17 protein-coding genes and 1 pseudogene are annotated in these 12,510 nt (G+C 47.4%); 13 read left to right on the top strand and 5 right to left on the bottom strand.

The genetic code is table 11. The features are described from left to right. Positions 1-169 precede the first annotated feature (169 nt). The 7 genes and pseudogenes from KTG14_RS13125 (at position 170) to KTG14_RS13155 (ending at position 6,425) form a co-directional block, all read left to right on the top strand. Positions 170-1,120 carry an MBL fold metallo-hydrolase gene (locus KTG14_RS13125; RefSeq protein ID WP_216971347.1) on the top strand — a complete coding sequence of 317 codons (951 nt, stop codon included), beginning with the start codon at positions 170-172 and terminating at the stop codon, positions 1,118-1,120. Positions 1,121-1,207: 87 nt separating this feature from the next. Then, positions 1,208-1,810, top strand: coding sequence for a DUF3221 domain-containing protein (locus tag KTG14_RS13130; RefSeq protein WP_216971348.1), 603 nt, complete (start codon positions 1,208-1,210; stop codon positions 1,808-1,810). A 214-nt stretch (positions 1,811-2,024) separates the two neighbouring features. Then, positions 2,025-3,258, top strand: a pseudogene (locus KTG14_RS13135) (argininosuccinate synthase). Beyond that, entirely contained in the window at positions 3,255-4,628 is a 1,374-nt protein-coding gene (gene argH, locus KTG14_RS13140) for an argininosuccinate lyase (protein WP_216971349.1), read from the top strand. Before KTG14_RS13135 ends, argH begins: the two are co-directional and overlap by 4 nt. A gap of 248 nt (positions 4,629-4,876) precedes the next feature. Beyond that, positions 4,877-5,587 carry a cytochrome c biogenesis CcdA family protein gene (locus KTG14_RS13145; RefSeq protein ID WP_211654187.1) on the top strand — a complete coding sequence of 237 codons (711 nt, stop codon included), beginning with the start codon at positions 4,877-4,879 and terminating at the stop codon, positions 5,585-5,587. Between the two features lie 15 nt (positions 5,588-5,602). Beyond that, a complete protein-coding gene (locus tag KTG14_RS13150; protein ID WP_216971350.1) occupies positions 5,603-5,926 on the top strand; it encodes a thioredoxin family protein in 324 nt (107 codons plus the stop codon). Then, positions 5,919-6,425, top strand: a complete 507-nt coding sequence (locus tag KTG14_RS13155; RefSeq protein ID WP_216971351.1) for a CcdC family protein — start codon at positions 5,919-5,921, stop codon at positions 6,423-6,425. Before KTG14_RS13150 ends, KTG14_RS13155 begins: the two co-directional genes overlap by 8 nt. Positions 6,426-6,445: 20 nt before the next feature. Here the strand turns inward: KTG14_RS13155 and KTG14_RS13160 are convergent, their stop codons facing one another. Further along, a complete protein-coding gene (locus tag KTG14_RS13160; RefSeq protein WP_216971352.1) occupies positions 6,446-6,880 on the bottom strand; it encodes a DUF2621 domain-containing protein in 435 nt (144 codons plus the stop codon). A gap of 118 nt (positions 6,881-6,998) precedes the next feature. Between KTG14_RS13160 and KTG14_RS13165 the strand changes: the two genes are divergently transcribed. The 4 genes from KTG14_RS13165 to KTG14_RS13180 all read left to right on the top strand — a co-directional run bounded on the left by KTG14_RS13165 (position 6,999) and on the right by KTG14_RS13180 (position 8,294). Beyond that, a complete protein-coding gene (locus KTG14_RS13165; RefSeq protein ID WP_058380731.1) occupies positions 6,999-7,217 on the top strand; it encodes a DUF1659 domain-containing protein in 219 nt (72 codons plus the stop codon). Positions 7,218-7,235: 18 nt separating this feature from the next. Further along, complete coding sequence (locus tag KTG14_RS13170; RefSeq protein ID WP_216971353.1) at positions 7,236-7,451, top strand: DUF2922 domain-containing protein; 216 nt, start codon at positions 7,236-7,238, stop codon at positions 7,449-7,451. Between the two features lie 61 nt (positions 7,452-7,512). Next, positions 7,513-7,641 (top strand): YvrJ family protein, encoded by a 129-nt coding sequence (locus KTG14_RS13175; protein WP_083509135.1) that lies wholly within the window; start codon positions 7,513-7,515, stop codon positions 7,639-7,641. Positions 7,642-7,736: 95 nt separating this feature from the next. Beyond that, the gene (locus tag KTG14_RS13180) at positions 7,737-8,294 is read left to right on the top strand and encodes an SCO family protein (protein WP_216971354.1); all 558 of its coding nucleotides are present in this window, start codon (positions 7,737-7,739) and stop codon (positions 8,292-8,294) included. Positions 8,295-8,342: 48 nt separating this feature from the next. On the opposite strand, the gene mscL is transcribed toward KTG14_RS13180, so the two are convergent. Beyond that, positions 8,343-8,732, bottom strand: a complete 390-nt coding sequence (mscL, locus tag KTG14_RS13185; protein ID WP_216971355.1) for a large conductance mechanosensitive channel protein MscL — start codon at positions 8,730-8,732, stop codon at positions 8,343-8,345. 148 nt (positions 8,733-8,880) lie between these two features. Here mscL and KTG14_RS13190 point away from each other — a divergent pair, with 148 nt between their 5' ends. Beyond that, complete coding sequence (locus tag KTG14_RS13190) at positions 8,881-9,528, top strand: lytic transglycosylase domain-containing protein (RefSeq protein WP_216971356.1); 648 nt, start codon at positions 8,881-8,883, stop codon at positions 9,526-9,528. A gap of 34 nt (positions 9,529-9,562) precedes the next feature. Here the strand turns inward: KTG14_RS13190 and KTG14_RS13195 are convergent, their stop codons facing one another. The 3 genes from KTG14_RS13195 to KTG14_RS13205 all read right to left on the bottom strand — a co-directional run bounded on the left by KTG14_RS13195 (position 9,563) and on the right by KTG14_RS13205 (position 11,670). After that, positions 9,563-9,826, bottom strand: a complete 264-nt coding sequence (locus tag KTG14_RS13195) for a GlsB/YeaQ/YmgE family stress response membrane protein (RefSeq protein ID WP_068869160.1) — start codon at positions 9,824-9,826, stop codon at positions 9,563-9,565. A 95-nt stretch (positions 9,827-9,921) separates the two neighbouring features. Next, positions 9,922-10,464, bottom strand: a complete 543-nt coding sequence (locus KTG14_RS13200) for a cysteine hydrolase family protein (protein ID WP_216971357.1) — start codon at positions 10,462-10,464, stop codon at positions 9,922-9,924. A gap of 336 nt (positions 10,465-10,800) precedes the next feature. Next, a complete protein-coding gene (locus KTG14_RS13205; RefSeq protein WP_216971358.1) occupies positions 10,801-11,670 on the bottom strand; it encodes a site-specific integrase in 870 nt (289 codons plus the stop codon). Between the two features lie 254 nt (positions 11,671-11,924). Between KTG14_RS13205 and KTG14_RS13210 the strand changes: the two genes are divergently transcribed. Then, entirely contained in the window at positions 11,925-12,428 is a 504-nt protein-coding gene (locus KTG14_RS13210) for a DinB family protein (protein ID WP_216971359.1), read from the top strand. The last annotated feature ends 82 nt before the right edge of the window (positions 12,429-12,510 follow it).

Consider the following 12,510-nt stretch of genomic DNA (forward strand, 5'->3'; position numbering starts at 1 on the left):
CACTCTCTTGTACCCATCACCTTCCGTACTAATCTTCATCTACGCTTACATATGTTATTAAATTATAAGTAAAGAAATTTTATTTGTCAAATTGACCAGCCGGCGTGACGGCGCCTGCCATTCAAGGTATGATAAGTGAATAGACATTCATTTTAAGGGAGTGGGAACGATGGAACCGATCAAAATCACCATCCCGACGCCATTTGCGGTCGGAGATGTCAATTCTTATCTATTGAAGGGCGATGCATTGACATTGATCGATGCAGGGCCGAAAACACCGGAAGCTTGGGAAGCGCTCAAGGCCGGATTGAAAGCGGCAAATGTCGTCCCGCAAGACATCGAGCAAGTGGTTTTGACACATCACCACCCGGATCACGCCGGATGGGTCGATGGCTTCGATGCCGCAAAACTGTACGGCCATCCATATAATGATTTATGGCTGCGCCGGGACGAAGCTTTTTTCGATTACCACGATGCGTTCTATCAGGAGCGCTTGAAAGAAGAAGGCGTGCCGGGCGATTTGATGTACTGGATGAAAAAGATGAAGCGGCCGCTCAATTTGATGGGGAACCGCCCGCTCGATATGGCGATCAACGAAGGCGATACGATCCCGGGCCACGCTGACTGGCACGTTATGGAGACTTTGGGGCATGCTCAAAGCCATTTGTCTTTTTGGAATCCGGAACAACGCATGATGATCGGCGGCGACCATGTCATCGCGAAAGTGTCATCGAACCCGCTCATCGAACCGCCGTATAACCCGGAAGAAGGGCGTCCAAAGTCCTTGCTGCAGTACAATGCTTCCCTTGGCCGGCTATTGAAGATGCCGATAGACGTCATCTACAGCGGCCACGGTGAAGATGTACGCAATGTACATGAACTTGTTTCAACACGACTCGAAAAGCAGCACTTGCGGGCGATGAAAGTGCTGGACATGCTTGACCGTACGAGCGAGCAATCGGTTTACGAATTGACGCAGCAGCTATTTCCGCATGCCTACGAGAAAGAACTCGGCCTGACATTGTCTGAGACGATTGGCCAGGTCGATTACCTGCTCGAAGACGGTTTGATCGAAGAGCGGCTGGACGACCGGGGCATTTTTGTCTACCGCCAGGCGTGATGTACAGAGTTGCATGCGCAAGCTTCAGCAGGTAAACTGAAAATTAAGAGTTGCAACAAGAATCTAAGCGTAAAGGATTGAGATAAAGTGAAAAAAGCTAGCTTATTTCTCTCAGGATTCCTGCTATTGGCGGGTTGCTCCGATGATGCCGCACCGTCAGAACCGACAGAACCTACGGAGTCGACAGGTAATGAAGAAGAACCGGAAATCGCCGTTGAACAAGAAGGTTTGACAGAAGAAGGCTTTATTACACAGATTGGTCAAGGGCGCATTCTCATTAATAATATTTACTTCTCTGTACCGGAAGATGTTGAAGTCCAGTTTGCGGAAGGCGGCGAAACGACAGAAGCCGTCATCAGCGACTTGCGCACTGGCATGAAAGTCACAACGGATTACACAGGACCACTCGAAGAATCGTTCCCGATGCAAGGTGAAGCGGAAAAGATCACCATTTTGCAGGACGAAGAATCCCTGCGCCAATCAGAAGCATTACAAGCGTTCATCAACGAAGAGCAATTGTCCACATTGATCTTGATGGGGCAGCCGATCGTACGCGGAGATGAAATCGGGTTTTTATTCAACAATATGGAAACCGGAGAGCTAACGGAAGTGCGCATCGATATGAACACATTGGAATATACAATGGGCAATGAAGACGACGAAGAACAACCAGAAGATACCGAGGAATGACTCGGTGTAGTAAAACCCGGATGGCGATGAGCCATCCGGGTTTTTTCGTGGCCACAAGTTATTCTTTCCTATATAAAAGAAATACGTTGTTTTTGTATATTCCCTAAAAAATATGAAAATTTATGCGTGTCTTCCCTTGCGTTATAAAAAAACCCATGTTACTATTTGTATATTCATTGCATATAACGCATAAAAATACAGGAGGTCATATTATATGAACAAAAAAATCGTACTCGCATACTCAGGTGGACTAGATACATCGGTGGCCATTCCGTGGCTGAAATCCCAAGGCTACGACGTCGTCGCCGTGTGTCTCGACATCGGAGAAGGAAAAGATTTGGACTTCATCAAGAAAAAAAGCGCTGCAGGTTGGAGCGGTCGAAAGCTATATGATCGATGCCAGAGATGAATTTGCCGAAGAATATGCACTCATTTCGCTTCAAGCCCATACATTATACGAAGGCAAATACCCACTCGTTTCTGCTCTGTCGCGTCCATTGATTTCCAAAAAACTCGTGGAAATCGCAGTGGAAAGCGGCGCAACGGCTGTTGCCCATGGATGTACAGGAAAAGGCAACGACCAGGTTCGTTTTGAAGTTTCCATCAAATCCTTGAACCCCGATCTTGAAGTCGTCGCACCGGTTCGCCAGTGGGGCTGGTCGCGTGACGAGGAAATCGCTTATGCCAAGCAGCATGACGTACCGGTTCCGGTCAACTTGGATTCCCCGTTTTCCATCGACATGAACCTATGGGGCCGTGCCAACGAATGCGGCATCCTCGAAGACCCTTGGGCAACACCGCCAGCTGATGCATACGACATCACCAATGCACTCGAGGATACGCCGCATACACCGGATATCGTGGAAATCGAATTTGTCAAAGGCGTACCGACAAAATTAAACGGAATTGACTATAAATTGACGGATCTGATCTTTGAATTGAACCATGTCGCAGGCAAACATGGCGTCGGCAGAATCGACCATGTGGAAAACAGATTGGTCGGCATCAAATCCCGTGAAATCTATGAAGCACCGGCAGCGATGACATTGATCGCCGCGCATAAAGAACTTGAAGATATCACCTTGGTAAAAGAAATGGCTCATTTCAAGCCGGTCATCGAGAAGAAAATGACCGAGTTGATCTATGAAGGGCTGTGGTTCTCTCCACTGCGTGTCGCACTTGAAGCGTTCCTGAAAGAAACACAGGAATTCGTCAACGGCACCGTACGTGTGAAATTGTTCAAAGGCCACGCCATCACGGAAGGGCGTAAGTCGCCGAACTCCTTGTACAGCGAAGAACTCGCGACGTATTCAACAGACGATACGTTCAACCATGAGTCTGCAGTCGGATTTATCGAGCTATGGGGCTTGCCGACTGTCGTCAACTCGAAAGTCAACAAGAAAGAAGTTGCGGTCACGGCACAAGTCAAAGAGGAGGTACAGCTATGACCAAACTGTGGGGCGGTCGTTTCCAAAAGACAGCTGAACAGTGGGTCGACGAGTTCGGGGCTTCCATTTCCTTTGACCAGAAATTAGTGCTCGAGGATCTCCAGGGCAGCATGGCGCATGTACAAATGCTGTCTTCCTGCAAGATCCTGCCGCCACAAGACGCGGACTTGATCTTGTCTGGGCTTCAGACGCTGCAGCAAAAAGCGCAGAACGGAGAACTCGAGTACAGCGTATCGAACGAAGACATCCACTTGAATTTAGAAAAACTGCTGATCGATGAAATCGGCCCTGTCGGCGGCAAACTGCATACCGGCAGAAGCCGCAACGACCAGGTCGCAACGGATATGCATCTCTATCTGAAAAACCGCGTGACGGAAATCATCGAGCTGATCGAAGCCTTTCAGTCAGCGATTGTCGAGCAGGCAGAAACACATGTCGAGACAGTTGTGCCGGGATATACGCATCTGCAGCGTGCGCAGCCGATATCATTTGGCCATCATTTGATGACGTACTTCTGGATGCTGCAGCGCGACAAAGAACGTATGCAGGAATCCCTGAAGCGCATCGACGTGTCGCCACTCGGGGCAGGGGCGATGTCCGGGACGAGTTTCCCGATTGACCGCGAACTGTCCGCTGAGCTGCTCGGCTTCTCAGGCGTCTATCAAAACAGCCTGGACGCCGTCAGCGACCGCGACTTTATCCTGGAATTTCTCAGCAACTCTTCGATGCTCATGATGCATTTATCACGTTTTGCAGAGGAGATCATCTTGTGGTCGAGCGAAGAGTTCCGTTTCATCGAACTCGATGATACCTTCTCGACCGGCTCGAGCATCATGCCGCAAAAGAAAAACCCGGATATGGCGGAGCTTGTCCGCGGCAAGACAGGACGTGTCTACGGCAATCTGTTCGGCTTGCTGACGACTTTGAAAGGCTTGCCGCTTGCCTATAATAAAGATATGCAGGAAGACAAGGAAGGCATGTTTGACACAGTTCATACCTTGATGGGGTCATTGCCGATCTTTGAAGGGATGATCCGGACGATGAATGTCAACACGGCGTCCATGGAAAAAGCGGTGAACTCCGACTTCTCGAATGCGACGGAGCTTGCGGATTACCTTGCGGCGAAAGGCATGCCATTCCGTGAAGCGCATGATGTCACCGGCAAGCTAGTCTTCACGTGCATCCAGCGTGGCTATTATTTGAAAGATCTGCCGCTTGGGGACCTCCAGGCAGCCAGCCCGCTCATTGAAGACGATATTTACGAAACCTTGCTGCCGCAGACGGCCGTCAAACGCCGCAACTCACTTGGCGGCACAGGATTTGATCAAGTACATCATCAATTGGGACTAGCCAAGAAACTCATCGGGTGATCATTAGTCCATTTATATGCGCGCTTGCTTTGTTCGGTACAACAGGCAGGCTACTTGCGCCCGGCTCTCTCCCCCCTAAAGAGAGCCGGTTTTTTTATGGTACTTAGGCAGTTTCTGTCTGCCTGCAAATTATAGGGCGAAAGCGTGAAGATTACGGAAATGTCCATAAAGATTTCACAGGCAATTTGGCAGTTTTTGCGCACCATCTCTGATAAGATAGAGTTCGTGAGAGAGAGGAGCGTGTTCGAATGGCAACCGATATTAATTTACTTTTGGCTTTCGGTGCCGGATTCTTGAGTTTCATCTCGCCATGTACATTGCCTTTGTATCCTGCCTTTTTATCTTATATTACAGGCATGACCATGGATGAGATTAAAAATGACCGAAAAGTGATGCAACGCCGTGGAATGTTCCACACCCTATTTTTCCTATTGGGTTTTTCCACCATTTTCATCGCATTAGGCTTCAGCACATCGTTCTTTTATGAATGGTTTGTGCGCTACGATGAATTAATCCGCCAAGTGGGCGCTTTGTTCATCATCATCTTCGGATTGATGATCGTCGGGGTCTTCACGCCGAAATTCTTGATGCAAGACCGAAAGTTCTCGTTCAAGAACCGGCCTTCCGGATTTTTGGGTACTTTCGTTATCGGCCTCGCGTTTGCGGCTGGCTGGACGCCTTGCACCGGACCGATCACAGCAGCGATCTATGCACTTGCTGCGACCAACCCGGGTTCAGGCATTTGGTATATGCTCGCCTACGTACTCGGCTTTGCGATTCCATTTTTCGTGTTGTCGTTTTTCGTTACCCGCCTCGGCTGGCTGCGCAAGCATCACAGCACGATCATGAAAGTCGGCGGATTTATCATGATCGCGGTAGGGGTCTTGTTGTTCTTTGACGGCATGACATACATCATCCGCATTTTGAGCCCGATTTTCGGAGATTTCCAAGGATTCTAAAAAGTAGGTGACGAGATGGAAACTATTTCTTCAATGGATCAATTCCAACAGAAAATAGAAAGCGGCGAATCATTTCTGCTATTCGTCAAAACCGATCATTGTTCGGTATGCGAAGGGCTGAAACCACAAGTCGAAGGGTTGGAGCAGGACGCATCCATTCCATTCTATTTGGTGAATGCGGCGCGTGTTCCAGAAATCGCTGGACAATTGGTGTTATTCACGGCACCTGTGGTTATTCTTTTTAAGCAAGGGAACGAACAGCTGCGGTTCGCCCGTTTCGTGCGCATGGATGAGCTGGAGAGCCGCCTCGGTGAATTGGAGGCAGAATTGGATGGATGAAATATTCAATAGCATCCCGCCGGCTGTCTTTCTTGCTGTGACGACCATCGGCGCTTTCGTCATGGGAACGCTCGCGATTATTGTCCGGTCAAAATCGGCAAAGAAACCGGCATCGGTCAAAAAGATCATCTTGCCGCCTTTGTTCATGTCGACCGGCGCCTTAATGTTCATATTCCCGTTTTTCCGGGTGGCGCCGCTGCAAATTATAGAAGCGCTGCTCGTCGGTGCTTTGTTTTCGATTATCTTGATCCGCACATCGAAATTCGAAGTGCGTGACGGGGAAATTTATTTAAAGCGCTCCAAAGCATTCGTTTTCATTTTGCTTGGGTTATTGCTCGTGCGCTTGCTGGCGAAAGTTATCCTTAGCTCTTCGATTGACGTTGGGGAGCTTGGCGGCATGTTTTGGCTGCTCGCTTTTGGCATGCTTGTGCCGTGGCGTCTTGCGATGCTGCGCAAATACCAATTGATTGCAGGACAAAAAAACGCTGTTCCCGAATAGGGAGCAGCGTTTTTTTATGGTCATTGTTCGAAATATTGCTCATACGGCGTGACATCGATTTCGAGTTCAGCCATTTTTTTGCGCAAAAATTTGTGGTCGCGTTTTGGCGTCGCTTGGATATAGCCGCGGATAATGTGTTGCATTTCCATTTTCTTGGCTTTTTCTTCAAGCAGGATCTCGCCGATGCGCCCAGCGATTTTCTGTTTTGCTACCGGGCGAAATAGGTCCGGTACCGGTTGTACGAGTTCATTCAATAGCTCTTTTTCTTCGGCTCCCCATAGGTGGATCGTTTTTTCTACGTAGTATTCTTCCCAGTTCAGATCCGACAAGCCGTCTTCTTTTGGCATCGATTTTAGGAATTTCCGGAACATAAAATAGCCGCCGATCGCGAACAGCCCGACCAACACAACGACCCAGAATAGTATGAACCATAAAAACCAGCCTGCTAATTCCACTTCGTCTCACCTCAATCATTCTCTCTACCATTATAGAAGCCAACGAAAAAAAATTCACCTGAAATGTATCCTTTTTTCACGTTTATGTCTATATAGCGAATGAAAGGGGGTGAGCAATATGGCATTCAGCGATTTTAAGAACGCAAGCATGCGCTTGACGTTTGATAACGGGCTTGACGAGCAAGGGCGTTTGAAGCGCAAAGTGAAAGCGTACCAAAACGTGGCGGAAGCGGCTACTGCTGATGGGATTTTCCAGGCAGCGCAAGTGTTGGAAACATTCGGCACGAAACCGCTTATGGAATTGGAGAAAATCTCCGGTTCAAGCATCTACCAATAATAAGGGGGAATGGGACACATGGCGAAAACATTGGAATTGATTTTTGAAACGGCTGCAAACAAAGCGGTCACCTTGACGGTCGATGAGCCGCGCGAAGACTTGACAGCGCAGGAAATCATCACCGGCATGCAGACGATCGTCGCCCAGAACATTTTTGAAGTCGGCGGATCGCCGGTTGCGCTCGCTAAAGGCGCGCGCGTCGTCGAACGCACCATCGTCGAGTACGAAGTCTAATGAACAGGGCCTTCCCGCTGATGCGGGAAGGCTTTTTTTAAAAAGGAAGGGAGGCGCTGGGATGCAGGAGTGGATGCAATGGATACAGGAACTTGGGTTTCCGATATTCGTTTCGTTTTACCTGATGCACCGTGTGGAAGGCAAACTTGTGGCGATCCATGACGCGCTCATTACGATGAAGACGCCGTAATTCACAAAGTTGTGATTTCTGAAGCGGGAACCTGGATTGTTTTCAGGTCTTTGTTCGGCTATGATATAGGCAGTTACGAGAGTGGGGGCAATGATATGAAGTGGAAATGGGCGGTGATGCTGTCGGCGCTGATGCTGTTTCTCGCAGCATGCGGCGCAGATACGGTCGAAGATTTCAATTACACCGACCACCGCGGCGAGCAAGTAAGTAAACAGCAATTGGAAGGGACGCCTTGGTTGGCAACATTTGTTTTCACAAACTGTGAGACGGTATGTCCGCCGATGACTTTCAATATGGCAGATTTGCAGAAGAAATTGGAAGCGCAGGGCTTGAGCGACTATAAAATTATCGCATTCAGTGTAGACCCAAAAGAAGACACACCGGAGAAAATGCAGGAATATTTGTCACATTACCCGATTCCCGATGAAAGCAAGTGGCATTTACTGACGGGTTATTCGCAGGATGAGATTGCGGAGTTTGCGACGAAGAATTTTAAATCTTTGGTCAAGAACGATCCGAACAGCGACCAGGTCATCCACGGAACTTCCTTTTACCTGGTTGACCAAGAAGGGGAAGTCGTGGGCAATTACGACGGTTTTGAACAAGTACCGACAGCGGAAATCATTGAAGACATGCAGGAACTGGCAGGGTGAAATAAATAACAAGCTGCCGAATCGATTCGGCAGCTTAAGGAAAACCGGTCATTGGCCGGTTTTTTCTTTTGATAAAAGGTCGCGAATTTCAATCAGCAGTTCCTCTTTCTTGTCGAGCACTTCCGGTTCTTCTTCCGCCGGTACATCTTTTTGGCGTTTCATGCGTGTAAATAAACGAATCACCAGGAAAATAGAGAACGCAATAATGAAAAAATCGATGACAGATTGCATGAATGCGCCATAGCGGAGTTTGGCTCCGTTAACTGTGTAAGTCAAATCTTCGACACTGAATCCACCGAGTAAAATCCCCACGCCAGGCATGATGATGTCCTCGACAAGTGAGGTAACAATCTTCCCGAATGCGGCCCCAATGACCACTGCCACTGCCAAGTCCAGAACGTTTCCTTTTAGAGCGAATTTCTTAAAATCTTCCCACATTGGCTATTCCTCCTTCCAATTCCCATTATACATATTCTTCCCGAATAATTATTCTCCTGTTTGAGGTTATGCCAACAGCTGGCGGCATACGGGCAAAGGCGGGGCGGCTGTGGTAAACTGAGGCAAATGAAACTATAGGTGTGAACATATGAAACAGACAAAACGAAAAAAATCCTCGCTAGTTTTGAGATTCCTCTTGTTACTGGCTTTTGTTCCGGCAGCGATTGTGGGGTTCACGCTCCTCGCGGTAGTGGCGTATTCCTATTACGGCGATACCGTCAAGGAAACGGTGCAAAAAGGGCAGGACCGTGTGTTTGAAGTGCCGTTTCCGGAAGAAAACATTGCGCTTTACCAGGAAGCGGCCGATCGTTACGAAATCCCATGGACGCTACTGGCTGCCCATCACCGCATCGAAACCAAATTCTCGACGATGGATCCCTTGTTGTCACCCGTAGGGGCAGAAGGGCATATGCAGTTCATGCCTTGCACGTTTGTCGGCTGGAGCCATCCCACGTGTTCCGGTCAAGGGCAAGGAGAAATTCCGCAAGCAGACAAGACCAACCCCGCAGTCATCGCGAAATATGGGGGCTACGGCGTGGATGCCAATGGCGACGGTTTAGCTGACCCCTACGATCTGGAAGATGCACTCCACAGCGCCGCCAACTATCTGGCGCAAAACGGTGCGGCAGAAGGGGATTTGGAGCGGGCGATTTACCGCTACAACCATAGCGATGAATACGTGGAAGACATTCTCCATTATTATGGACGTTTTGAAGAACAATACAATAATTCATGAAAAAAAAGAGTGGACCGAAGTCCACTCTTTTTTATTATGCGCGTTTGCGTCCTTTGTTCATTGATCCAAGGATCAAGCTAAGAACGAAGACAAAGATCAATGCGCCGATCAATGCCGGGATGATTGCTACGTCCCAGATGACTGGCCCCATGTCTCCTAGAAGCAAGCCGCCTAGCCATGCACCGATGATACCTGCAATGATGTTACCGATGATGCCGCCAGGAATGTCTTTCCCGAGGATTAGGCCGGCTAGCCAACCGATGATACCGCCCATGATTAGATATAAAATGATTCCCATAATTCTTCCAGCTCCTTCAAAATGTTTTATTGTTATAAGTGCTACACTTTAGGTATAACCACATTCAGGACTTTTAAAACATGGAACAGTAAAAATTATCGTATTTGGGCGCCTAAAATAGTTTCAAAGTGCCGCATAGCATAGCGGTGGCCGGCATCATCGAAACTTGCGACGGCCTGTTCATGGATGACAATTTGAAATCCTTCATTATAGGCATCTATTGCTGTGTGCAGCACACAAATATCCGTGCAAACGCCGATAATATGCAGTTCTTCGATGCCGCGCTCCCGTAGCATCAATTCAAGACGGGTTCCGGCAAACGCGCTGTAACGGGTTTTATCCATCCAAATAATATATTTTTGATGGCGGTCGTATACTTCCTGGAGACGGCCGTATAACTTGCGGCCCTCTGTTCCTTGGATGTTATGGGGAGGAAAGAGCTTGGTTTCGGGGTGATAGGGATCATTTTCTTCATGCAGATCAACAGGCATGACTACCAAATCACCGTTTTCAAGAAATTGCTCTGTGATGAAGCATAGTGCTTCCTCGATTTCCTGGCCGGGTGCGCCGCATGTCAATGCGCCGTCTTGCGCGACAAAATCCACCGTATAATCCACTACCAGCAATGCTTTTTTCATGTCAATCGCCTCCAATTTTAGTTTCAGTATACCTGTTTCTACTACACCTGTTAACGGATATAGCAGGGAGTGGAACGAGAACTATTATCTTGCCAATTTTCAGAAAAATAAATATAATAGACAAAACAGAAAAGGGGTGTGTCACATGCAATACGAAAACCTGGAAAAACTCAATAAACAAGGATTATGGTTCACAGTCATCCACACACTCATCATTTTCAGCTTTGCGCTCGATTTTGGTTTTTTGGCCTAACCGCTGCATAAACAGGAAGGCATCATCTAAAAATTAAAACGAATCGATAAAAATCCACCCGTCCAATAGGAGCGGGTGGATTTTTATGCAGGCGGATGGGCTTGGCGTTTCATGCGCACGAGTGAATCCTTTAGCATGCGGGAAGCGGAATCGAGGGAGACACCGAGGATTTCCTGGATCTCCTCCAGATTCTTGCGCTCGACCGCATACAAATGATGGACATACGCAAACCGGATATCACCCGAACGCATCGGGGCGCCGACAAATTCGGCGAGTGCCTCTGTGTAGTCGGACAGGGAGCCCATCTGGAAGTTAGTGAATTGATCTTTCACTTTCGATGACAGCAGGAAGGAGGTGCCGCGCGTTTTCGCCCGTTCGATCCCTTGTTCCATCACCGCTTCCTCGTGTTCATCAAAATGCAGCGTGCAATGATAGCCGTCTTTCTTCTCGACGTCCAGATGGAGGCCGTCTGCGTCATTCAGGAAATTATCGATATCGATCGTCACCATATCGCGAAGGCGCAAGCCTCTAAGGTAAAAGATGTAAAGCAGTTTGGCATTGAGCGGCAGCTTCGCAGACTTCAGCACATCCGGTTTCTTTTCCAAAAGGTGTCCGTAATCAACCTCGATGTCATGGGGCTTTAAATCAAGCTTATGATTTAACTTGAATTTCGGCATAAAATCATTCGGGATTTTGCCAATCTGCCACATATAATCGAACCAGCGGCGAATGTATATTAATTTGCGGTTCAAGGTGCTGTCCTTGATGCCAGCTTCTTTTTGTTCCAATAGGAATTGTTGAATATCGGAAGGGCGGATTTCATGCGGCTCCACCGATTTTTTGTAGGTTTTGCGCAAAAAGGCAAAAAGTGCACGAATCAATTGGACTTCATGGACCACTGTGTTGGGGCTGATGCCGTTATCCAACCTGTATTTTTCATAACCGTATGGCATGGACATTCACCTCTTTAACTGGGTTTTATTCATTGTACCAGTTTTGGGGCAATATAGAACGTACTTTCCCTTACCAGGCAAGAGAATGACTTGAAAAGTTCGTTATTCATTCATAAGTAATAAACTACTTAAGGATATTACATAAAAATCAAAAAAAGCCCACAAGCAGTTAAAATGAGAAATGAAAAAACGAATGATAATCGACAAAGCGGGTATAAAGAAAGATAATGGGAAATAGAAATGAGGTGCAGTAATTGCAAAATGAAGAAACCGCAAGAATACGGCATACCATCTTAAAGAAAGTGGAATCGTATAGCGACAAAGAACTCAATGAAAAACCGTCGGCCAGTGAATGGTCCGCCATGCAGATTTTGGATCATCTCCATAAAATGGAGGAGACGATTGCCGCTGGAGTCGCAAAAACAGCAGAGAAAAACCAACAGAAAAAAGCTTTGAAGAAACCGATTCAAATATCGGTCAGCCGCAAAGTAAAAGTCGATGCGCCAAAACATACGGTCCCTGAAGAAAAATTTGTCAGTTTAGACGAAATGAAAAAGAAATTGAAGAATTCGAGAAACCGTTTGTATGAAGTCTACGCGCATACAGATGAAGAGACGTTAAAAAACAATTCCATGCCACATCCTGTTTTTGGCGATGTACCCCTCGTGCAATGGTTTCCGTTTGTCGGTTACCATGAGAAACGCCATTTTCTTCAACTAGAAGAGACCTTAAGAAAAATTGATGAGAAAAACAAATAGTCATTAGTAAAACTTATCGGAATGTATAATTTTAATGTAATTTACTTATGCACATTGTTTCGGTATGATGAAAGAGGAGAAA

Origin of the sequence: Planococcus sp. CP5-4_YE (assembly GCF_019042655.1) — a bacterium.
GTDB lineage: Bacteria > Bacillota > Bacilli > Bacillales_A > Planococcaceae > Planococcus.